Origin of the sequence: Streptomyces sp. CB03234 (assembly GCF_001905885.1) — a bacterium.
In the GTDB taxonomy this organism is placed as follows: domain Bacteria; phylum Actinomycetota; class Actinomycetes; order Streptomycetales; family Streptomycetaceae; genus Streptomyces.
The window spans coordinates 586,351-606,023 of sequence record NZ_LIYH01000002.1 but is presented as its reverse complement, the minus strand read 5'-3'; the positions used below and the strand labels follow the sequence as shown (position 1 = coordinate 606,023).

Genomic DNA, 19,673 nt, shown 5'->3' with positions numbered 1-19,673 from the left:
CCTGCCCCGCCCCCATCGACCTGGAGATTTCTCGGCTCGGCTACCCTCGGCGCCACTGACGATCACTCTGCGATCCGGCGAACCGCAACCGGATCGGCACTCGGGAGACGCCAAGGCATGCATACGCCACCATCGACACCAGCCGAGCGGACCGACGAATCAGCCGTCCGGATCGGCGCTCTCGCGCCGCTGACGCGGCCTGGCTGGGTCGAGGCAGGCCGGCACTTGCTCGCTGGACTCGAGCTGGCCGTTCGCGACGTCAATGACGCCGACGGGATCGTCGGAAGGCCACTGGAGCTGGTGGTCCGGGACACCGCGGCCGATCCACAGAGGGCCGCGGCGGCCGTGGACGAATTGGCCGGCCTGGGCGTGGCTGCCCTGGCGGGGGAGTATCACAGCGTCGTGGCTCGCGCCGCTGCTACCCGGGCCGACGCCCTCGGCCTGCCGTTCCTCTGCTCGTCAGCGGTTCTCGACGCGCTCACCGAGGAGCCGACGGAACGGGTCGCGCGCCTCGCCCCGCCGCAGTCACGGGGCTGGCAGCTCTACGCGGCCTTCCTCCTCGGGGCGGGCCACAGCCGCATCGCCGTAGCGGCCCAGCCGAGCGTCTACTGGGCAGCTGGAACCCGCATCCTGCGGGACCACCTCGCTCCACGCGGCGGCACCGTCATCGAACTCGACATGAGCGCACTCTCCCCCGCCGCGGTGTGCGACGCACTCGTCGACCACCGCGCGACGGCCCTCCTCCTTCTGGTCGGCCACCCGGAGCCGGCAGTGTCGATCGTCAAGGCTGTCCGCGACGACAAACGCCTCGCCGAGACCCTGATCGGTGCCCCGGCCGGGCAACCGGAATTCGCCGAATGGGCGATGCTGCTGGGCGACGACGGCGCCGCGATCCCGTTCCTGCGCTACCTGCCCGAGCGCCTGAGCCCACTCGGCGCGCGAGTCGAGACGGCCCTCCGCGAGCGGCTGTCCGAAGCGCCCTCCTTCGTCGCCTTCGAGGGCTACGACACCATCGCCGTCCTCGCCGATGTGCTGCGTTCCTACGGCACGGACCGGGCGCGCACGGCCGAATCCTGGCCGCGCGTCGCCGTCGAAGGCACCCGCGGGAAGATCCGGTTCTCCCGCACACCAGGCATCAGCGTCTGGCAATGGGCCTGGCCGCCCATCCAGATCGTCGATCGAGATCCGGCGGAACCCGACCGCTTCCGGGTCCTCCACGCCGGCTGACAGACCACGGAGGCCCGGCTGCCCGGCTCTGTCCCTGACCTGCGCTGGAGCCCCCTCCAGGGCTTTGACCTGGGGTTTCCGTGTTGGCGTGCGTCGGCTTCCGACGGGCGTTCACGGCTGTCCTGCGGGCCGGCTGCGGACCGGCCGGGCAGGCGGAGGCCGAGAAATCCATGGCGCACCGGCGGGACCGGCAAGGAGACTGCCCAGGTGAGCGACCGCTACCCCTGCCCATGCTGCGGGCACCGCGCGCTGGGCGAGATGCCCGGCTCGTACGAGATCTGCCCCGTCTGCTTCTGGGAGGACGACGGGGTCCAGTTCCGCTGGCCGGCCATGAGCGGCGGCGCGAACAGGGTCTCCCTGATCGAGGCCCAGCGGAACTACAAGGACTTCGGCGCCTGCGACCAGCACGGCCGACGGTACGTCCGCCCGCCGGCCGAGGACGAGCCGCTCGACCCCACCTGGCGCCCCATCGACCTCACACGCGACTGCTTCGAGGACTGGGCGCCCCGTGGCCCGACGACCGCTCGGTGCTCTGCTGGTGGCTCCTCACCTTCTGGCGCCGCGACCACCTGGTGTCATGACCACCCGCATCGAGAGACTCATCCAGCAGCTCGACGACTCGACCGGCTCGTCGTACGACGCCCGCGCCGAACTGATCTGGATCGGCGCTGACGCCATTCCCGCCATCATCGACGGACTGCCCTCCCTCGGCGGCTTCGGGCATCTGACCGCCATCGAGGTCTTCGAAGAGGTGGCGGACCCACGCTGCGGCCCCGCCCTGATCGCCCTCCTGGGCAGCGACGACCCCCACCGTCCGGGAATGGGCGGCGATGGCCCTGGCGAGCCTGGAGATCGACGGCGCGGTCGAGCCCCTGCGCCGCGCCTACCTAGCCTGCCTGGAACGGGCGACGCCACCGGACTGGAGCGAGCCGGAAGGCATCCGCTGGGCCCTGACGGAACTCGGCGCCCGCACCCCTGTAGTCCCGCCGCTCACCGCGCGCCTACGAGCCACCACTGCGGACAACGCCCCCGGCTGGCCCTCGACCCACTTCACCGACATCATCAACGACTTGGCCGACCACGCCCAGGCGATCCTCTACTCCCAGTTCTGGCGAGTGGACGCCGACCGCACGTACGGCGTCTCCGGCACCGGCCTGGACTGGGAACTCGACTGGACCGCGCCCTGGGAACACCTGGTCGAAGAGTCCCGTACCTGGTCCCTGCTGGAAGCCTTCGAAGCCCCCACCGGCGACAGCATCTTCGTCGCCCCCACCTGGATCGACCGTGCCGACCTGTACCCGGAGAGGTGACCGATGCCGTCCCAGCACCCCGAGGAAATCGGCTACGGCCATGTGGTCGAGAGCTACGTGACGAGGATGTACGCGGGCCTCCCGCGCTACCTCGTACTGAATGGCGGGCGCTTTCTGAGCCCCCGGTGGCGGCACACCACCCGCTTCACCCAACACCTACTCAATGACGCCGCCGCAATCACCGACGAGGAACTGGAAGCCCTCCTCGTATACGAATGGCGCTCGCGCCTCACCGCCGGCTGGCTGATCGGCGTCGACCGCCGCGACCGGTTTCGGACACGCATCGGCGGTCTGCTCCTGGCCAGCGAGGTCTGCTACTCGGGCAGCGCCTACTGCTTCGCCCTGGCCCGCTTTGGCACGCACGCGGACGCCGAGATCCTCACCGCCTACCTCGACCGCTATCTCCCCCGCACCGACCTGCACTACGACCAGCCCGCCGCCCTGGGCGCCCTCCTCCGCCTCGATGCCCTCCTCGGCACCCAGCACGCCGACCGCTTCACGGAGACCGACGGTCTCTGGGACCACTGGGTCAAAGGCGTGCGACGCCTCGGCAACCCCAGCCACACCCCCGCCGAAGTTCGCCGCTGGACGGACCTCCACTGCGAATTCGCCAACGGCTGGACCCAGCCATAGCCGCGGCCGCCTGACTGCTGCTATGCGGAGTCCGCGTACGCCATGTATCGGCCGCAAGTGCGGCACATGAGGAAGGTAGCCGGTGAGCTGACTGTCCTTGTCCAGAGCACCCAGATAGCTCTCCACTGCCTCGGCAGACCAGCCCCCACGCGCCGGCCTCGCTGCGCAGCTCCTCCCAGGCATCCGGGAACGTGGCCAGCTCGGCCGCCCCCAGCGCCCCCATGAACGCCGTACCGTCACCGCAGTGAAAGAACCACCGCGGGTCCTGCCAGGAGGAGAAGCCCGGCGTACACGCCATCCCAGCGCCGGAAAGAACCAAGCCAGCGCTCTCACCTGCGGAAAGGTGATTTCAGGCGACCCCGGCCAGCACGGCGCGAATTCATCCAGCACATCCAGTACGAGCGATGGAGCGCCATCGACTCGCAGCGCGTATTGTGTACACATGGGACACTCGGTACGCTTGTGCGCATGACGCAGCCGCTGCCCATAGAGTCCATCCGCGACGTGCGCGCGCACCTGGCCGAGGTCGTGGAGCGCGCGGACCGCGACGACGTACCCACGGTGATCACACGCCGGGGCAAGGAAGTCGCCGCCGTCGTCTCCATCGAGGTGCTGCGCAAGTACCAGGAGTGGGAAGAGCGCGAGATCAACCGGATCATCGACGAGCGCATGGCCAACCCCGCGCCCGGTATCCCGATCGAGGACATCATGAGGGAGACGCTGGCACGCGGTGAGTGAGTACCGAACCGTCTTCCGCCCCGAGGCACAGGCCGAGCTTCGGAAGATCCCTCGCGACATGGCACTGCGCATCCTGGCCAAGCTGACCGAGTTGGAGACCGACCCCCTCGGCTTCAACACCACCGCACTCGTGTCCCAGCCCGAACGACGCCGTCTGCGCGTCGGCGACTATCGCGTCATCTACACGATCGACAACGGGGAGCTGGTGGTCTGGGTCGTTCACGTGGGGCACCGGTCCACTGTTTACGAGACCTGATTGCCGCTGACCCCACGTCAGAATATCCAGCACCCATCCAGCACGGTGACGACGAAGGGGTCGGACTCGACAGAGTCCAACCCCTTCTGACGTGCGTGTTTGCCACGTCAGCGACGTGGTGTTATTTCATCCGCTCACACGTTGAAGCGGAACTCGACGACGTCGCCGTCCTGCATCACGTAGTCCTTGCCCTCCATGCGGGCCTTGCCGGCCGCGCGGGCCTCGGCGACCGAGCCGGCGGCGATCAGGTCGGCGAAGTGGATGACCTCGGCCTTGATGAAGCCCTTCTGGAAGTCGGTGTGGATGACACCGGCCGCCTCCGGGGCCGTGGCGCCCTTCTTGATCGTCCAGGCGCGGGACTCCTTGGGGCCGGCCGTCAGGTAGGTCTGGAGGCCCAGGGTGTCGAAGCCGACGCGGGCCAGGGTGGCCAGGCCCGGTTCCTCGGCGCCGACGGACTGGAGGAGCTCCATGGCGTCCTCCTCGTCGAGCTCGGCGAGGTCGGCCTCCAGCTTGGCGTTGAGGAAGATCGCCTCCGCCGGGGCGACCAGGGCGCGCTGGTCGTCCTTGAACGCGTCGTCCATCAGCTCGTCCTCGTCGACGTTGAAGACGTAGAGGAACGGCTTGGTGGTGAGCAGGTGCAGGTCGTGCAGCAGCTCGGCCTTCTCGCTGCCCTGGACGATGCCCTGGGAGAACAGCGTGTCGCCCTTCTCCAGGATCTCCTTGGCCGCCTCGACCGCCGCCACCTTGGGCGCGATGTCCTTCTTGATCCGGGACTCCTTCTGGAGGCGCGGCAGGACCTTCTCGATGGTCTGGAGGTCGGCGAGGATCAGCTCGGTGTTGATCGTCTCGATGTCGTCCTTCGGCGAGACCTTGCCGTCGACGTGGACGACGTTCTCGTCCTTGAAGGCACGGATGACCTGGCAGATCGCGTCCGACTCGCGGATGTTCGCCAGGAACTTGTTGCCCAGGCCCTCGCCCTCGCTCGCGCCGCGCACGATGCCCGCGATGTCGACGAAGTCGACCGTGGCCGGCAGGACGCGCTGCGAGTTGAAGATCTCGGCCAGCTTGGTGAGGCGGTCGTCGGGGACGCCGACGACGCCGACGTTCGGCTCGATGGTGGCGAACGGGTAGTTGGCCGCCAGCACGTCGTTCTTGGTCAGGGCGTTGAACAGGGTCGACTTGCCGACATTCGGCAGGCCGACGATTCCGATCGTGAGCGACACGTTGGCGACTTCCCTAGAAGTGAGGATGGTGGGCCGACCCCCCAGTTTACGGGCGTGGCGGACCGGGCAGCGACGGCAGCCGGGAGGCGAACTCTTGGCCAAGGTCACTCAAAGGGCGTGTCCCATGCCGGATTCCCGGCCCCTCGCGACCTACGTTGTCCAGGTGGAGCAGCACAGGAACAGTTCCCCTCAGCGCCGGCAGCGGGCGCAGTCCCCGGCGGGGCCCGTGGGTCCCTCGGCGTCGGCGGCCCCGCCGGCCCCGTCCGCCGCCCCGGGCGCCCTGCCGCAGGGCGCGCTCATCGACGGCGCGGGCGTCCGCCCCGTCGGGACACGTCCGGCCTCACGGCCCGGCGCCAGACCCGGCCCGGGAAGCGGGCCCGGCGGCGGCCGGCCCAGCGGTGGTGGCGGGGCCGGCGGTCCCGGCGGGGGCGGGCCGGAGGGCAAGCCCGGCGGTGGGCCCAGGCGGCCGGCCGGCAGGCCGGGGCGGCGGCCCGTGCCGCCGGTGGTGCTCGCGCTGCGCAGGCTGCCCTCCCCCCGGCTGACCGGGCTCGGCGCCGGGCTGTTCGCCGCCGCGTCGATGTTCCTGCTCGGCTGCCTGGACTGGCTGCTGTTCGACGGCTCGCCCCTGGTGTACGGGCTGCTCTTCCTGCCCGTCAGCGCCCTGACCGCGCTGTGGGTGCGGGCCGCCGACCTGGTCACCGCGCCGATCAGCGTGCCCATCGCATTCGCCGTCGGTGTCGTCCCGATCGCCGGGGGCACCGGCGGCCTCGGCGGCCGGATCATGGCCGTGGTCACCGCGCTCGCCGTGCACGCCGGCTGGCTGTACGGCGGCACGCTGGTGGCCGGCCTCATCACCTCCGTACGGAAGGTACGGCAGATGGGGCGGCGGCAGCGGACCGCGGCCGCCGCCGCCCGGGCCACCCAGCGCTGACGTACACCGCCGGGGGACGCCTCAGCGGGCCGCGGCGGCCATCGCCGCGCCCACGATCCCCGCGTTGTTCTGCAGCTCCGCCGGGACGATCTCGGCGCGCACGCCCTGGATCAGCGGCAGGAACTTCTCCGCCTTGCGGCTCACGCCGCCGCCCACGATGAAGAGCTCCGGCGAGAACAGCATCTCGACATGGGCCAGGTACTTCTGCACCCGGTGCGCCCAGTCCTCCCAGCTCAGGTCCTTGTCGTCCTTGACCTTCGTCGACGCCCGCTTCTCGGCCTCGTGGCCGTCCAGCTCCAGATGTCCCAGCTCCGTGTTGGGCACCAGCCTGCCGTCCGTGAAGACCGCGCTCCCGATGCCCGTACCGAAGGTCAGCACGATCACCGTGCCCTTGCGGCCGCGCCCCGCGCCGAAGGTCATCTCCGCGATCCCGGCCGCGTCCGCGTCGTTCAGGATGGTGACCGGCATACCGCCGAGCCGGTCACCGAGCAGCGCGGTCGCGTCGACGCCGACCCAGCCCTTGTCGACATTCGCCGCCGTACGGATGGTGGAGCCCGTGACGACACCGGGGAAGGTGACGCCGACGGGGCCGGACCAGCCGAAATGGGCGACGACCTCGGCGACGCAGCCCGCGACACCGTCGGGTGTCGCGGGCTGCGGTGTCAGTACCTTGTGGCGGGGCTCGGCCAGATCTCCGCGCTCCAGGTCCACGGGAGCGCCCTTGATCCCCGACCCGCCGATGTCCACTCCGAAGACGTTCATGGACACAACGTTACGGCGAGCCGCTGACAGTCACTGCTTCTTGTGGAGAGCGGCGGCCTCGGCGCGCAGGTCGCGGCGCAGTTCCTTGGGCAGCGAGAAGGTGATCGACTCCTCGGCGGCCTTCACGATCTCCACGTCCTCGAAGCCGCGCCCCGCCAGCCACTCCAGGACGCCCTCGACCAGCACCTCGGGGACGGAGGCGCCGGAGGTGACGCCGACCGTGGAGACGCCTTCCAGCCAGGCCTCGTCGATCTCGTCGGCGAAGTCCACCAGATGGGCGTCCTTCGCGCCGGCACCGAGGGCGACCTCGACGAGGCGGACGGAGTTGGAGGAGTTCTTGGAACCGACGACGATGACCAGGTCCGCCTCGGCGCCCATCTGCTTGACGGCGGTCTGGCGGTTCTGCGTGGCGTAGCAGATGTCGTCGCTCGGCGGCGAGATCAGCTGCGGGAACTTCTCCTTCAGCTTGTCGACCGTCTCCATGGTCTCGTCGACCGAGAGGGTGGTCTGGGACAGCCAGACGACCTTCGACTCGTCCCGTACGGTGACGTTCTCGACGTCGTCCGGGCCGTCGACCAGCGTGATGTGGTCCGGGGCCTCGCCGGAGGTGCCGATGACCTCCTCGTGGCCCTCGTGGCCGATGAGGAGGATGTCGAAGTCCTCGTTGGCGAACCGGACCGCCTCCTTGTGGACCTTGGTGACCAGGGGGCAGGTCGCGTCGATCGTCGCGAGCTTGCGCTCGGCGGCCTCCTGGTGGACGGTCGGCGCCACCCCGTGCGCGGAGAACATCACGATGGACCCCTCGGGGACCTCCGCCGTCTCGTCGACGAAGATGGCGCCCTTCTTCTCCAGGGTCTGTACGACGTACTTGTTGTGCACGATCTCGTGCCGGACGTAGATCGGCGAGCCGTACTGCTCCAGAGCCTTCTCCACGGCGATCACGGCACGGTCCACGCCCGCGCAGTAGCCACGCGGAGCGGCGAGGAGGACGCGCTTGTCGGACGACGGGCTGGCAGGCGTAGCAGTCATGTCCCCCATCGTAAGGGCGTGTATGAGCGGCGGAAGATCCGCCACGTCGCTGAGACTGGGGGGCATGGCCGGCACCACCAGTACGCAGGAGACCGACGAGCACAGCGGGCTGCGGCGGGAGCTCGGATTCCGGGACCTCGTCGTATACGGGCTGCTTTTCATCGCCCCCATGGCGCCGGTCGGCATTTTCGGCACCCTGGACGCGAAGTCGCACGGTGCCGTCGCGCTGGTTTATGTGGTGGCGACGGTGGCGATGGCGTTCACCGCTTTCAGCTACGCCCAGATGGTGCGGGTCGCCCCCCAGGCGGGATCGGTCTTCGCGTACGCGCGCAAGGGGCTGGGCGAGGGGCCGGGCTTCGTCGCCGGGTGGATGGCGATGCTGGACTACCTGCTGATCCCGGCCGTGGCGTACCTCTTCGCGGGCATCGCCATGGAGGCGCTGGTGCCGTCCGTGAACCGGTGGGTGTGGACGGCGCTCGCCGTGGTGGTCACCACGCTGCTCAACCTGTGGGGCGTGCGGGCGGCCGCCCGGGTGGGCTTCGCGGTGCTGGCGCTGGAGATCGCCGTGCTGCTGGTGTTCGTGGTGTCGGCGGTCGTGGTGCTGGTACGGGACGGGGCGCAGCGCGGGTGGCTGTCGCCGCTGACGGGGGACGTCGGGTTCTCCTTGGGCGCGGTGCTGGGAGCGGTGTCCGTGGCGGTGCTGTCGTACCTGGGCTTCGACGCGATCGCGTCGTTCGCGGAGGAGGTCACGGGCGGTTCGGCGAAGGTGGCGCGGGCGGTGCTGTTCTGCCTGGCCATGGCGGGGGTGCTGTTCGTGGCGCAGACGTACCTGGTGGCACTGCTGGAGCCGGTGTCGTCGGCGCAACTGGCGGCGGAGCCGGCGCGGCAGGGTTCGGCGTTCTACGACGCGGTGAACGCCTCGGTGGGGGCCTGGCTGCACGACCTGGTGGCGACGAGCAAGGCGATCGGCGCGGCGTTCGCGGCGCTGGCGGGCCAGGCGGCGGCGGGGCGGCTGCTGTTCGCGATGGCCCGCGACCGGCGGCTGCCGCGTGTGCTGTCCCGTACGGACGCGGGGGTGCCGCGCGTGGCGCTGCTGCTGGCCGCCACGGTGACCATGGTGGCGGCGGTGTGGGCGGCGCGGCGCGACGACGGGATGGACCACCTGGTGTCGGTGGTGGACATCGGGGCGCTGACGGCGTTCGTGCTGCTGCACGCGAGCGTGGTGGGGTGGTTCGCGGTACGGAAGGCGGGGACGGGGGCGCCGCCGCACTGGCTCAAGCACGTGGTGCTGCCGGTGGCCGGTGCGGTGATCCTGGTCGCCGTCATCGTCGAGGCGGCCACCTCCGCCCTGGTGGTGGGCTCCCTGTGGCTGGCGGTGGGCCTGGTGGTGCTGGCGGTGCAACGGGGCCGGCGGGAAGAGGTGGCGTAGGCCCCGTGACGGCCCCCTCCCCCGGAGGGGGAGGGGCCCCTGGCTCAGCGTGCGCCTGGGTACGGGAGCAGTTGCGCGTCGATCCGTTCCCACCGGGCCCGCAGCTCACCGAGCAGGGCCGGTTCGGCGGACGCCCTGTCCGCCTGCTCCCGCTGGTCGGAGGCGAGGTGGAACAGGCGGTCACGGCCGTCCTTGCCCCGGTAGTACTTCCGCTCACCCCGCCGCAGCGCCCGCTCCCCGCGTACCCGCCAGAACAGCGGCCGCTCCGGCAGTTCCTCGCCGCGCAGCAGGTGGCCGGCGAGGCTGGTGCCGTCGAGAGGGTGGGCGGGGTGGGGCCGGGCCTCAGCGACGCCCAGCAGGGTGGCCGTCCAGTCCGGCGAGAACACCGGTTCGTCGCTCACCTGGTGCGCGTCCAGGCGGGCCGGCCACCGCACGATGGTGGGGACGCGGATACCGCCCTCCTGGAGGGAGCCCTTGTTGCCCGACAGGGGCCAGTTGCAGGAGAAGCGTTCGCCGCCGTTGTCGCTGGCGAAGACGACCGAACGGTTCCCCGGGCGCGGACCGGCGACCGGCGGCCAGCCGTCAGCGACCGGTGGTCGGCCCACGACGATGAGCGCGCGAGGGGGTGCGGCCGGCCGTACCGGTGGCCGGGACGAAGGCGCCGTCAGGCGCGCGGGCAGGCGCAGGGACAGATCGCGCTCGCGACACGGACGAGGTCGACGTGGCGGCGCTCCACCAGAGTGACCGCACGGTCACGGGAAGCCTGCATGGGCCGGAGCTTCATGGACCGCGGCGGTCGCTGTCAACGGCCGTTCGTGTCGCGGACGTACGGGGCCCGGGCGATTCCGGGGCGGCCGCGTTGTCGGTGCGGGCGCGTACGCTCGCGTCCATGGGTCTCAATACGTCTGCCGAAGCTCCCCTGCCCGTCGGTGAGGTGTCGCGGCTCATCGGGGGCTGGATCGACCGGCTCGGTGCCGTCTGGGTGGAGGGACAGATCACCCAGCTGTCGCGGCGGCCCGGCGCCGGCGTGGTGTTCATGACGCTGCGCGATCCGTCGTACGACATCTCCGTGAGCGTCACCTGCTACCGGCAGGTGTTCGACGCGGTCGCGGACGTCGTGTCCGAGGGCGCGCGGGTCGTGGTGCACGCCAAGCCCGAGTGGTACGCCCCGCGTGGGCAGCTGTCGCTGCGGGCGGCGGAGATGAAGCCGGTCGGGATCGGGGAGCTGCTGGCCCGGCTGGAGATGCTGAAGCGGTCCCTGGGCGCGGAAGGGCTGTTCGCGCTCGACCGCAAGAAGCCGCTGCCGTTCCTGCCGCAGCTGATCGGGCTGGTCTGCGGCCGTGCGTCGGCCGCCGAGCGGGACGTCCTGGAGAACGCGCGGCGCAGGTGGCCGGCGGTCCGCTTCGAGGTGCGGAACGTGGCGGTGCAGGGCGTCCATGCCGTGCCGCAGGTGGTGCAGGCGGTCAAGGAGCTGGACGAGCTGCCGGACGTGGACGTGATCATCGTCGCCCGGGGTGGCGGCAGTGTGGAGGACCTGCTGCCGTTCTCGGACGAGCAGCTCGTACGGGCGGTCGCCGAGTGCCGTACGCCGGTGGTGTCCGCGATCGGGCACGAACCGGACTCGCCGCTGCTGGACCTGGTGGCGGACCTGCGGGCGTCCACGCCGACGGACGCCGCCAAGAAGGTCGTCCCGGACGTGGGCGAGGAGCTGGAGCGGGTGCAGGCGCTGCGCGACCGTGCGCTGCGCACCGTGCAGGGCCTGATCGACCGCGAGGAGCGGGGCCTGGCCCACGCGCTGGCCCGCCCGGTGATGGAGCACCCCCAGCGGATGGTCGAGGAACGGGAGACGGAGGTGGACGCCCTGCTGGCGCGCAGCCGCCGGGTCCTGGGCCATCTGCTGGACCGGGCGGACTCCGAGCTGACGCACACGCACGCGCGCGTGGTGGCGCTCTCGCCGGCGGCGACGCTGGAGCGGGGGTACGCGGTGCTCCGGCGGGCGGACGGTTCCGTGGTCCGGTCGCCGGCGGAGGTCGCACCGGACGAGGAGCTGCGTGCGCGGGTCGCTGAGGGCGACTTCGCTGTGCGCGTGGCCGCCGACGTTGTCGTACCCCGCCCGTAGGGTGGTGCGCATGGCAGCCAACACGACGGAAACGGCGATCGGGTACGAGCAGGCGCGCGACGAGTTGATCGAGGTCGTGCGCCGGCTGGAGGCGGGCGGTACGACGCTCGAGGAGTCGCTGGCGCTGTGGGAGCGGGGCGAGGAGCTGGCCAAGGTGTGCCGCCGCTGGCTGGAGGGCGCCCGCGCCCGCCTGGACGCGGCGCTGGCCGAGCAGGAGGCCCCGGCGGGCCAGGAGGAGTGAGCCTCCGGAATCGGCGTGTGAGGGGACTCACGGGTTGCGCGCGCCCGGTTTAGTTGAAACTTAACCTATCTCGGGCGTACGGTGGAGCACATCGCTTGATCCTTTGCACCTTCGAAAGGCACGCAGCATGTCCCTCGTTCTTGACCCCGCCGCCCAGGACCTCCTCTTCCGTGAGGCCCGCACCGCGAACACCTTCACCGACGAGCCGGTCACCGAGGAGCAGGTCCAGGCGATCCACGACCTGGTCAAGTACGGGCCGACCGCCTTCAACCAGTCGCCGCTGCGCATCGTCCTGGTCCGCTCCGCGGAGGCCCGTGAGCGCCTGATCCCGCACATGGCGGAGGGCAACCGGGCCAAGACCGCGTCGGCTCCGCTGGTCGCGATCCTGGCCGCCGACAACGAGTTCCACGAGGACCTTCCGAAGCTGTTCCCGCACTTCCCGCAGGCCAAGGACGTGTTCTTCGCCGAGCGCCCGGTCCGCGAGCAGGCCGCCGCTCTGAACGCCGCGCTCCAGGCCGCGTACTTCATCGTGGGCGTCCGCGCCGCCGGCCTCGCCGCCGGCCCCATGACGGGCTTCGACTTCGCGGGCGTACAGAAGGAATTCCTCGACGACGACCACACCCCGCTGATGATCGTCAACATCGGCAAGCCGGGCGAGGACGCGTCGTACCAGCGCAGCCCGCGGCCGGCGTACGACGAGGTCGTCACGACCGTCTGACCCGCGCCGAAACGACCGGCGGCCCCGAGCACCATCCCCCTGGTGCCCGGGGCCGCCGCCTTGTGCCGTCGGGCCGCCGCCCTGTCCCGTCGGGCCGCGCCGTCATGTTCCGTCAGGCCGCCGCGCCTTGTCCCGTCAGGCCGCCGCACCTTGCGCCGTTGGGCCGCCGCCCTGTCCCGTCGGGCCGCCGCCGTCCCGCCGGACGGGGGCGTCAGGCCTGCTTGGCCGGCCGGAGCGCCGTCACCATCCGCGCGAGCTGCTCCTGCGTCGCCGTACCGGTCACGACCGTCGTGACGCCCTTCTCGTGCAGCACCAGCGCGTCGTACTTCGGCCCCTCCCAGCGCTGCCAGGTCTTCCCCGCCAGCTGCAGCGTCCGGCCCGTGTCCGACGCCTGGTGGGTGACCTTGGGGACGTACTTCTCCGGCACCGCCGTCGACTGCTCCACCGCCACGTACTGCCGGTCCGGGGTCAGGAACCCGAGGTGCCAGGCGTCGTCGTCCTGGCGGTCGTACTCCACCGAGGTGGGCGTCCAGCCCTTCGCCAGTCCCTCGGGCGCCATGACCGGGTACGGCGCGGCACGCTGTGCCGTCACCAGCTCGACCCGGTAGTCGACCGGCTTGATCGGGTCCGCCTTGTCGTCGTGCGGGACGAAGAGATAGATCACGCCCGCCGCCGCGCAGATGACCGCCATCGACTGGAACATCCCGCGCACTGTCTGCTTGCCACGCATACCTGCCACGCCCCCTATGGTCGCATCAGCGTGGCCTGCTCATACGTGGGCCCCTCTGCTCAATATGTCGACCTACCGATAGAGTCGCAGCACCCTCTTCACTTGCGGCCGTCGCCGTACAGAAAGGTGCGTTCCGATGACCGACAATCATCTGCCGTCCGAGCTCGAGGTCTCGCCCGAGGCTCCCGACCGCAACCTGGCCCTCGAGCTGGTCCGGGTCACCGAGGCCGCCGCCATGGCCGCCGGCCGCTGGGTCGGCCGTGGCGACAAGAACGGCGCCGACGGCGCGGCGGTACGGGCCATGCGGACCCTCGTCTCCACCGTGTCGATGAACGGCGTGGTCGTCATCGGCGAGGGCGAGAAGGACGAGGCCCCGATGCTGTTCAACGGCGAGCGGGTCGGCGACGGCACCGGCGCCGAGTGCGACATCGCCGTGGACCCGATCGACGGCACCACGCTCACCGCGAAGGGCATGCCGAACGCGATCGCCGTGCTGGCGGCCGCCGACCGCGGCTCCATGTTCGACCCGTCGGCGGTGTTCTACATGGACAAGCTGGTCACCGGCCCGGAGGCCGCGGACTACGTCGACATCAACGCCCCGGTGTCCGTGAACATCCGCCGCGTCGCCAAGGCGAAGCACTCCTCTCCCGAGGACGTCACCGTCGTCATCCTGGACCGCCCGCGCCACGAGGGCATCGTCAAGGAGATCCGCGAGACGGGCGCGCGCATCAAGTTCATCTCGGACGGCGACGTGGCCGGTTCGATCATGGCGGTGCGCGAGGGCACGGGCGTGGACCTGCTGATGGGCATCGGCGGTACGCCCGAGGGCATCATCAGCGCCTGCGCGATCAAGTGCCTGGGCGGTGTCATCCAGGGCAAGCTGTGGCCCAAGGACGACGAGGAGCGGCAGCGGGCGCTCGACGCGGGTCACGACCTGGACCGTGTCCTGTCCACGAACGACCTGGTCAGCGGGGACAACGTGTTCTTCGTCGCGACCGGCATCACGGACGGCGAGCTGCTGCGCGGCGTCCGCTACCGCGCGGAGACGGCGACGACCTCGTCGCTGGTCATGCGCTCGAAGTCGGGCACGATCCGGCAGATCGACTCGACGCACCGGCTGTCGAAGCTGCGCGCGTACAGCCAGATCGACTTCGACCGCGCGAAGTAGCCGAGCGCGGCGGTACGGATACGAAGAAGGGGCGCCCCCATGTGCGGTGGGGAGCGCCCCTCTCGCATGCCCGCGCCTGCGGCCGTGACCGGAGCCCAGGTGCCGGACGGGCCCCACGTCCCGTCGCGGCCGGGTGCCGGGGGCCGGGTCCGTGGCGCGGGTACCAGGCCCGGTCCGGCGCGGAGTGCCGGTGCGGCGGCCTTGCCACGGGCTCCGGCGCCGCGTAGCCGGTGCCGCCAGTACCGCCCTTACGGGTGCCGTACCGACGGCAGGGCAGCGAGGCGTGTCGTGGGCGATGCCGGTGCCGGCACGCTCTGCCGACGCACAGGGCCGCATACCTTGCCGGCGGTGCACGGCCCGCGAGGCACCCCCGTATGCGCCGCGCGTCCCGCCGGCGCACAAGGCGCGTCCTGCCTGCGCACGGGCCACGCCCTGCCGGAGCCCGGTGCCGTCCGTAACCGGCCGCGGCCATGCGGGGGCGGGGGCCGACCCGGAGGGGTGGCCGAGGGGCTCAGCCCGCGGCGGCGATCTGGGGGCCCGTCGAGGCGGCCTTCTTCAGTTCCACCTCGCGCCGCCTGCGCCGGGCCAGTACGACGCGCCGCTCGGCCGCCGTCAGGCCGCCCCACACGCCGTACGGTTCGGGCTGGAGCAGCGCGTGCTCGCGGCACTCGACCATGACCGGGCAGCGGGCGCAGACCCGCTTCGCGGCCTCCTCGCGCGCCAGCCGGGCGGCCGTGGGCTCCTTGGACGGGGCGAAGAACAGGCCTGCTTCGTCCCGGCGGCACACCGCCTCCGTGTGCCACGGACCGGCCTGGTCATCCCTCGCCGGAAGGCGCTGGGAGGGGACGGCGGCGACCTGGAGGGGCTGATGCGGCAGTTGCAGCACGGTCTACTCCTGACGACGGCTTCGCGAGCGAGAGACGATGCAGCAAGCCCTACCCGCTGTGCGCGCGCCTATGCACTGCGTGGCAGTCCGTTCCGGCGTGTGGGATTCCGGGCGGCCCGAACCGGCCGTGGCTCGTCAATGCCCCATGTGCTTACGGGCTTTGGCGTGCAGGTCGGCGATGAACCTGCCGCGCTTCGGCCGTGCCTCGACGTTGCCGAAGACCGCGTATCCGTTGATGACGACGACCGGCGCCTCGGGGTCGGTCGCCTCCAGGGTGTCCACCTCGAAGTTGCCGAAGACGCCGGTGCCGCCGCCCCGCAGCGTGATGTTCTCGGGGACGCGGACCTCGACATTGCCGAACACCGAGGCGGCGTTGATCGTGGTCAGACGCTGCGTGAAGATCGCCTCCGTGAGGTCGATCTCGACGCTGCCGAAGAGGGAGAACGCGTTGGTCCGCCGCCCGACGCGCCAGCGGCCCTTGCGCGTGGTGCTGGAGAAGACGGCGATCAGCTTGTCGGCCGGGGCCATGCCGGCGGCGTCCTCGGGACCGTACGCGTACGCCTGCCGCGGCGACGGTTCCCGGTGCGGGCCGCGCGCGGCGGGCAGGTCCTGTACGAGGGGTTCCAGCTCGCCGACCGTCTTGGCGCGATAGACGGCGTCGATGCGCTCCCCGTGCTCCTCCGCGTCGATCCGGCCCTCGGCCAGGGCGTCCCGGAGGATGTCTGCGATCCGGTCCCGGTCGGCGTCCGAGGCCCGGATCGTCGGCTCGGCGGCGGGTTCGGCCGGCACGGCCGACTTCTGGGGCTGCTTTTCGAGGTCCACGATCCCAGCCTAGCGAAACGCGATACATCGCGACTAGGGGTCGAGGCGACGAACCGGCGCAATCGGCCCCGGCAACTGAGCCTTACCTCACAGGTTCGGGCGGCTCGGGGCGCTCTACGCTTGTGGACGCGCTGCCAATGGAGGCCGCGCCGCTGTCTGCCGAGTGAGGAATGGCCGTAATGCCAGAGTTTGCGTACTCCGATCTGCTCCCGCTGGGAGAGGACACCACGCCCTACCGCCTGGTGACCGCCGAGGGTGTCTCCACCTTCGAGGCCGACGGCCGTACGTTCCTCAAGGTCGAGCCCGAGGCGCTGCGCAAGCTCGCCGAAGAGGCGATCCACGACATCCAGCACTACCTCCGCCCGGCGCACCTCGCGCAGCTGCGCAAGATCATCGACGACCCGGAGGCGTCGGCCAACGACAAGTTCGTCGCGCTCGACCTCCTCAAGAACGCCAACATCGCGGCCGCCGGCGTCCTGCCCATGTGCCAGGACACCGGCACGGCGATCGTCATGGGCAAGCGCGGGCAGAACGTCCTCACCGAAGGTGAGGACGAGAAGGCCCTGTCGCGCGGCATCTACGACGCGTACAAGAACCTCAACCTGCGCTACTCGCAGATGGCTCCGCTCACCATGTGGGAGGAGAAGAACACCGGCTCCAACCTCCCCGCCCAGATCGAGCTGTACGCGACCGACGGCGGCGCGTACAAGTTCCTGTTCATGGCGAAGGGCGGCGGCTCGGCCAACAAGTCGTTCCTCTACCAGGAGACCAAGGCGGTCCTCAACGAGGCCTCCATGATGACGTTCCTGGAGCAGAAGATCCGCTCCCTGGGCACCGCCGCCTGCCCGCCGTACCACCTCGCGATCGTCGTCGGCGGCACATCCGCCGAGTACGCACTGAAGACGGCCAAGTACGCCTCCGCGCACTACCTGGACGAACTGCCGGAAGAGGGCTCGATCCTGGGCCACGGCTTCCGGGACAAGGAGCTGGAGGAGAAGGTCTTCGAGCTGACGCAGAAGATCGGCATCGGCGCGCAGTTCGGCGGCAAGTACTTCTGCCACGACGTACGCGTGGTCCGCCTCCCCCGGCACGGCGCGTCCTGCCCGGTCGCCATCGCCGTCTCCTGCTCGGCCGACCGCCAGGCCGTCGCGAAGATCACCGCCGAGGGCGTCTTCCTGGAGCAGCTGGAGACGGACCCGGCGCGCTTCCTGCCCGACACGACGGACGAGCACCTGGAGCAGGACGGCGACGTCGTCAGGATCGACCTCAACCAGCCGATGGACGACATCCTCGCCGAGCTGACCAAGTACCCGGTCAAGACCCGGCTGTCGCTGACCGGCCCCCTCGTCGTGGCGCGTGACATCGCGCACGCCAAGATCAAGGAGCGGCTGGACGCGGGCGAGGAGATGCCGCAGTACCTGAAGGACCACCCGGTGTACTACGCCGGTCCGGCGAAGACGCCCGAGGGGTACGCCTCCGGCTCCTTCGGCCCGACGACGGCCGGGCGCATGGACTCCTACGTCGAGCAGTTCCAGGCGGCGGGCGGCTCCAAGGTCATGCTGGCCAAGGGCAACCGCTCCAAGCAGGTCACGGACGCGTGCCACGCGCACGGCGGCTTCTACCTGGGCTCGATCGGCGGCCCGGCGGCCCGCCTCGCGCAGGACTGCATCAAGAAGGTCGAGGTCGTCGAGTACGAGGAGCTCGGCATGGAGGCGGTCTGGAAGATCGAGGTCGAGGACTTCCCGGCGTTCATCGTCGTGGACGACAAGGGCAACGACTTCTTCCAGGACCCGGCCCCGGCGCCGACGTTCACCTCGATCCCGGTGCGTTCCTGACCACGCCGGACGCGTACGGGCCCGGTCACCCCTCACGGTGGCCGGGCCCGCGCGTGCATCAGGCGAACCGCTGCTTCGCCGTCCCGTCGCACGTCTGGAGCCGCAGCGGGTCCTTGGCCGCCGCGAGGGTGACGCACAGGGACGTCGCCGCCGCCGGGCGCAGCGTCGCGCCCTGGCGGACGAACTTCTGGTTGGCCGCGCCCGAGCAGTTCCACAGGACCAGGGCCTTGCCCGCCTGGTAGGCGGCGCCTGGCACGTCCAGGCACCGGTCGTGGGTCAGCGCCGTGTGGAGGGACCCGCGCGCCGGGTCGTACCACCAGTCCTGGTTCCGCCCCTGGTGGCAGTCCCAGCCGCCGACCGCCGTGCCGTTGCGCGTGACCGCGCCGGTGACGTCCACGCAGGTGCCGGTGGCCTCGCCCCGCAGTGGCTTGAACATGTCGTCCCACGCCCCCGGCAGCAGCACCGGCCTGCCCGTCGACGCGGGGTCGGCGCAACTGGCCTCACGCGCGCCCGCGTTGTACAGCTGGGTCAGGCAGGAGGCGAAGGCCGCGTGGCCCGCCGCGTTGGGGTGGAAGGACTGCCGTACGGAGTTCTCGTCCGGCAGGCCTGGCTTGGACAGGTCGATGTAGAGGCCGCGCGCCCAGGTGTCCTCCATGCAGACCTCGTGCCCGTGGAAGAGCCGGGAGTTGTCGAGGTACACGGCCCCGGTGTTGGCCGCCGCGCGCCGCATGCCGCGTTCGAAGGCGGGTACGGCGGTGTTGCGGCCCCAGACGGTGTCGGAGTCGTACCCGAGGCCGCCGCAGGCGAGCTTGCCGGGGAAGTTGGGGTTGTCGTGGAAGTCGGGGCCGATGGGGCTCGGGTAGCCCATGACGACGAGCTTGTAGTCGCCGTCGGCGTACCCGGCGTCGCGCATCACGGTGCGCAGGTCGCGGACGGTCTGCTCGACCTTGGGTACGAGGGCGTCGACGCGGGCCTGCCAGCCCGGCGCGTACTTGGGCTCGCACGGGCCCTGGAGGGTGAGGTAGCGGGTGACGCAGTCGGTCATCACCGGGCCGAACTGCAGGTCGTCGTTGGCGCCGGCCACCAGCAGCACCATCTTGATGCGGGTGTTCCGCGCCTTGATGGCGAGATTGTCGCTCTGGACGAGCTCGTCGGCGTACTGCTTGCTGCCGCCGATGCGGATGTTCGGCGTGGCCGCGCCGGAGCAGGAGACGTTGAAGGTGACGTCGGCGGGGATGCCGGTGCGGTGGATGGCGGCCTCGGGCGAGCGGTGGCACCAGTTGTCGGGGCCGTTGGTCGGCGGCTCGTACGTGCCGACGCCCTCGCCCGAGATCTCGCTGTCGCCCAGCGATATCAGGCCGGTCTTTCGCTCGGCGAGCGGCCGTTCGGCGGGAGAACCGTACAGCTTGGTGGCCTCGGCGGCGCGGATGGCCTCCAGCTCGGGCGGGAGTGGTACGGATGCGGTGCCGGCACGCGGCGTGTCGGCGGCGGTGGCGGCGGTCGTCCCGCCGAGCACGGTGGCGAGCGCGGCCACGGCCGCGACCGTACATCGGAGTCCGAACCCGGCTCTGGTACCGGTGCGCGTCATTGCGCCTCCTGGAAGTGGGGTTACCCAC

General features: G+C 71.0%; 22 protein-coding genes and 1 pseudogene. 13 read left to right on the top strand and 10 right to left on the bottom strand.

The features are described from left to right. Positions 1–117: 117 nt before the first annotated feature. From AMK26_RS09585 to AMK26_RS09570, 4 genes are all read left to right on the top strand, one after another. On the top strand, positions 118–1,227 hold the full coding sequence (locus tag AMK26_RS09585; protein WP_073754076.1) for an ABC transporter substrate-binding protein: 1,110 nt from the start codon (positions 118–120) through the stop codon (positions 1,225–1,227). Positions 1,228–1,434: 207 nt separating this feature from the next. Then, positions 1,435–1,899 carry a CPCC family cysteine-rich protein gene (locus tag AMK26_RS09580; protein ID WP_079277523.1) on the top strand — a complete coding sequence of 155 codons (465 nt, stop codon included), beginning with the start codon at positions 1,435–1,437 and terminating at the stop codon, positions 1,897–1,899. Between the two features lie 158 nt (positions 1,900–2,057). After that, positions 2,058–2,537 carry a hypothetical protein gene (locus tag AMK26_RS09575; RefSeq protein ID WP_241837846.1) on the top strand — a complete coding sequence of 160 codons (480 nt, stop codon included), beginning with the start codon at positions 2,058–2,060 and terminating at the stop codon, positions 2,535–2,537. Positions 2,538–2,540: 3 nt separating this feature from the next. Next, on the top strand, positions 2,541–3,170 hold the full coding sequence (locus tag AMK26_RS09570; protein ID WP_079277522.1) for a DUF6000 family protein: 630 nt from the start codon (positions 2,541–2,543) through the stop codon (positions 3,168–3,170). Here AMK26_RS09570 and AMK26_RS09565 read toward each other — a convergent pair. Continuing rightward, positions 3,067–3,468, bottom strand: coding sequence for a CbrC family protein (locus AMK26_RS09565; RefSeq protein WP_073754075.1), 402 nt, complete (start codon positions 3,466–3,468; stop codon positions 3,067–3,069). The genes AMK26_RS09570 and AMK26_RS09565 overlap by 104 nt on opposite strands. A gap of 170 nt (positions 3,469–3,638) precedes the next feature. Between AMK26_RS09565 and AMK26_RS09560 the strand changes: the two genes are divergently transcribed. Both AMK26_RS09560 and AMK26_RS09555 read left to right on the top strand, forming a co-directional pair. Continuing rightward, positions 3,639–3,908: a type II toxin-antitoxin system Phd/YefM family antitoxin gene (locus AMK26_RS09560; RefSeq protein WP_019434848.1), complete on the top strand. Its 270-nt coding sequence runs from the start codon at positions 3,639–3,641 to the stop codon at positions 3,906–3,908. Beyond that, a complete protein-coding gene (locus AMK26_RS09555; protein ID WP_073754074.1) occupies positions 3,901–4,164 on the top strand; it encodes a type II toxin-antitoxin system RelE family toxin in 264 nt (87 codons plus the stop codon). The genes AMK26_RS09560 and AMK26_RS09555 overlap by 8 nt, the downstream gene beginning before the upstream one ends. A gap of 134 nt (positions 4,165–4,298) precedes the next feature. Here the strand turns inward: AMK26_RS09555 and ychF are convergent, their stop codons facing one another. Further along, positions 4,299–5,387 carry a redox-regulated ATPase YchF gene (gene ychF / locus AMK26_RS09550; protein WP_073754073.1) on the bottom strand — a complete coding sequence of 363 codons (1,089 nt, stop codon included), beginning with the start codon at positions 5,385–5,387 and terminating at the stop codon, positions 4,299–4,301. 163 nt (positions 5,388–5,550) lie between these two features. On the opposite strand from ychF, the gene AMK26_RS38685 reads away from it, so the two are divergent. Then, positions 5,551–6,318, top strand: a complete 768-nt coding sequence (locus AMK26_RS38685) for a DUF6542 domain-containing protein (protein ID WP_443333152.1) — start codon at positions 5,551–5,553, stop codon at positions 6,316–6,318. A 21-nt stretch (positions 6,319–6,339) separates the two neighbouring features. Here AMK26_RS38685 and ppgK read toward each other — a convergent pair whose 3' ends face one another. Further along, the gene (ppgK, locus tag AMK26_RS09540) at positions 6,340–7,080 is read right to left on the bottom strand and encodes a polyphosphate--glucose phosphotransferase (protein ID WP_073754753.1); all 741 of its coding nucleotides are present in this window, start codon (positions 7,078–7,080) and stop codon (positions 6,340–6,342) included. 30 nt (positions 7,081–7,110) lie between these two features. Further along, entirely contained in the window at positions 7,111–8,109 is a 999-nt protein-coding gene (locus AMK26_RS09535) for a 4-hydroxy-3-methylbut-2-enyl diphosphate reductase (protein ID WP_073754752.1), read from the bottom strand. Positions 8,110–8,173: 64 nt separating this feature from the next. On the opposite strand from AMK26_RS09535, the gene AMK26_RS09530 reads away from it, so the two are divergent. Continuing rightward, positions 8,174–9,538 (top strand): APC family permease, encoded by a 1,365-nt coding sequence (locus tag AMK26_RS09530; RefSeq protein ID WP_073754071.1) that lies wholly within the window; start codon positions 8,174–8,176, stop codon positions 9,536–9,538. A 44-nt stretch (positions 9,539–9,582) separates the two neighbouring features. On the opposite strand, the pseudogene AMK26_RS09525 reads toward AMK26_RS09530, so the two are convergent. Beyond that, positions 9,583–10,086, bottom strand: a pseudogene (locus tag AMK26_RS09525) (sulfatase-like hydrolase/transferase); the annotation flags it as partial. 116 nt (positions 10,087–10,202) lie between these two features. Then, the gene (locus AMK26_RS38530; protein ID WP_338015566.1) at positions 10,203–10,307 is read right to left on the bottom strand and encodes a putative leader peptide; all 105 of its coding nucleotides are present in this window, start codon (positions 10,305–10,307) and stop codon (positions 10,203–10,205) included. Between the two features lie 120 nt (positions 10,308–10,427). On the opposite strand from AMK26_RS38530, the gene xseA reads away from it, so the two are divergent. The 3 genes from xseA (at position 10,428) to AMK26_RS09510 (ending at position 12,616) form a co-directional block, all read left to right on the top strand. Further along, the gene (gene xseA / locus AMK26_RS09520) at positions 10,428–11,657 is read left to right on the top strand and encodes an exodeoxyribonuclease VII large subunit (RefSeq protein WP_079277567.1); all 1,230 of its coding nucleotides are present in this window, start codon (positions 10,428–10,430) and stop codon (positions 11,655–11,657) included. A 10-nt stretch (positions 11,658–11,667) separates the two neighbouring features. Continuing rightward, positions 11,668–11,898, top strand: coding sequence for an exodeoxyribonuclease VII small subunit (locus AMK26_RS09515; protein WP_073754070.1), 231 nt, complete (start codon positions 11,668–11,670; stop codon positions 11,896–11,898). A 127-nt stretch (positions 11,899–12,025) separates the two neighbouring features. Further along, on the top strand, positions 12,026–12,616 hold the full coding sequence (locus AMK26_RS09510) for a malonic semialdehyde reductase (protein WP_073754069.1): 591 nt from the start codon (positions 12,026–12,028) through the stop codon (positions 12,614–12,616). A gap of 211 nt (positions 12,617–12,827) precedes the next feature. On the opposite strand, the gene AMK26_RS09505 is transcribed toward AMK26_RS09510, so the two are convergent. Continuing rightward, a complete protein-coding gene (locus AMK26_RS09505; protein WP_198944051.1) occupies positions 12,828–13,346 on the bottom strand; it encodes a DUF4245 domain-containing protein in 519 nt (172 codons plus the stop codon). Positions 13,347–13,482: 136 nt separating this feature from the next. Between AMK26_RS09505 and glpX the strand changes: the two genes are divergently transcribed. Beyond that, positions 13,483–14,514, top strand: coding sequence for a class II fructose-bisphosphatase (gene glpX / locus AMK26_RS09500; protein ID WP_073754067.1), 1,032 nt, complete (start codon positions 13,483–13,485; stop codon positions 14,512–14,514). A 511-nt stretch (positions 14,515–15,025) separates the two neighbouring features. Here the strand turns inward: glpX and AMK26_RS09495 are convergent. Together AMK26_RS09495 and AMK26_RS09490 are read right to left on the bottom strand one after the other, a co-directional pair. After that, a complete protein-coding gene (locus tag AMK26_RS09495) occupies positions 15,026–15,400 on the bottom strand; it encodes a WhiB family transcriptional regulator (protein WP_073754066.1) in 375 nt (124 codons plus the stop codon). 135 nt (positions 15,401–15,535) lie between these two features. Continuing rightward, positions 15,536–16,222, bottom strand: a complete 687-nt coding sequence (locus AMK26_RS09490) for a DUF1707 SHOCT-like domain-containing protein (protein ID WP_073754065.1) — start codon at positions 16,220–16,222, stop codon at positions 15,536–15,538. A 179-nt stretch (positions 16,223–16,401) separates the two neighbouring features. On the opposite strand from AMK26_RS09490, the gene AMK26_RS09485 reads away from it, so the two are divergent. Further along, positions 16,402–18,057 (top strand): fumarate hydratase, encoded by a 1,656-nt coding sequence (locus tag AMK26_RS09485; RefSeq protein ID WP_073754064.1) that lies wholly within the window; start codon positions 16,402–16,404, stop codon positions 18,055–18,057. Positions 18,058–18,115: 58 nt separating this feature from the next. Here the strand turns inward: AMK26_RS09485 and AMK26_RS09480 are convergent, their stop codons facing one another. Continuing rightward, positions 18,116–19,645, bottom strand: coding sequence for a ricin-type beta-trefoil lectin domain protein (locus AMK26_RS09480; protein WP_073754063.1), 1,530 nt, complete (start codon positions 19,643–19,645; stop codon positions 18,116–18,118). Between the last annotated feature and the right edge of the window lie 28 nt (positions 19,646–19,673).

Bases quoted from the DNA above. Each gene is read 5' to 3' on its own strand.
- AMK26_RS09585 (WP_073754076.1), top strand. From the start codon at position 118: ATGCATACGCCACCATCGACACCAGCCGAGCGGACCGACGAATCAGCC.
- AMK26_RS09575 (WP_241837846.1), top strand. From the start codon at position 2,058: ATGGCCCTGGCGAGCCTGGAGATCGACGGCGCGGTCGAGCCCCTGCGC.
- AMK26_RS09570 (WP_079277522.1), top strand. From the start codon at position 2,541: ATGCCGTCCCAGCACCCCGAGGAAATCGGCTACGGCCATGTGGTCGAG.
- AMK26_RS09565 (WP_073754075.1), bottom strand. From the start codon at position 3,468: ATGGCGTGTACGCCGGGCTTCTCCTCCTGGCAGGACCCGCGGTGGTTC.
- AMK26_RS09560 (WP_019434848.1), top strand. From the start codon at position 3,639: ATGACGCAGCCGCTGCCCATAGAGTCCATCCGCGACGTGCGCGCGCAC.
- ppgK (WP_073754753.1), bottom strand. From the start codon at position 7,080: ATGAACGTCTTCGGAGTGGACATCGGCGGGTCGGGGATCAAGGGCGCT.
- AMK26_RS09535 (WP_073754752.1), bottom strand. From the start codon at position 8,109: ATGACTGCTACGCCTGCCAGCCCGTCGTCCGACAAGCGCGTCCTCCTC.
- AMK26_RS09530 (WP_073754071.1), top strand. From the start codon at position 8,174: ATGGCCGGCACCACCAGTACGCAGGAGACCGACGAGCACAGCGGGCTG.
- AMK26_RS38530 (WP_338015566.1), bottom strand. From the start codon at position 10,307: ATGCAGGCTTCCCGTGACCGTGCGGTCACTCTGGTGGAGCGCCGCCAC.
- xseA (WP_079277567.1), top strand. From the start codon at position 10,428: ATGGGTCTCAATACGTCTGCCGAAGCTCCCCTGCCCGTCGGTGAGGTG.
- AMK26_RS09515 (WP_073754070.1), top strand. From the start codon at position 11,668: ATGGCAGCCAACACGACGGAAACGGCGATCGGGTACGAGCAGGCGCGC.
- AMK26_RS09510 (WP_073754069.1), top strand. From the start codon at position 12,026: ATGTCCCTCGTTCTTGACCCCGCCGCCCAGGACCTCCTCTTCCGTGAG.
- AMK26_RS09505 (WP_198944051.1), bottom strand. From the start codon at position 13,346: ATGCGTGGCAAGCAGACAGTGCGCGGGATGTTCCAGTCGATGGCGGTC.
- glpX (WP_073754067.1), top strand. From the start codon at position 13,483: ATGACCGACAATCATCTGCCGTCCGAGCTCGAGGTCTCGCCCGAGGCT.
- AMK26_RS09485 (WP_073754064.1), top strand. From the start codon at position 16,402: ATGCCAGAGTTTGCGTACTCCGATCTGCTCCCGCTGGGAGAGGACACC.
- AMK26_RS09480 (WP_073754063.1), bottom strand. From the start codon at position 19,645: ATGACGCGCACCGGTACCAGAGCCGGGTTCGGACTCCGATGTACGGTC.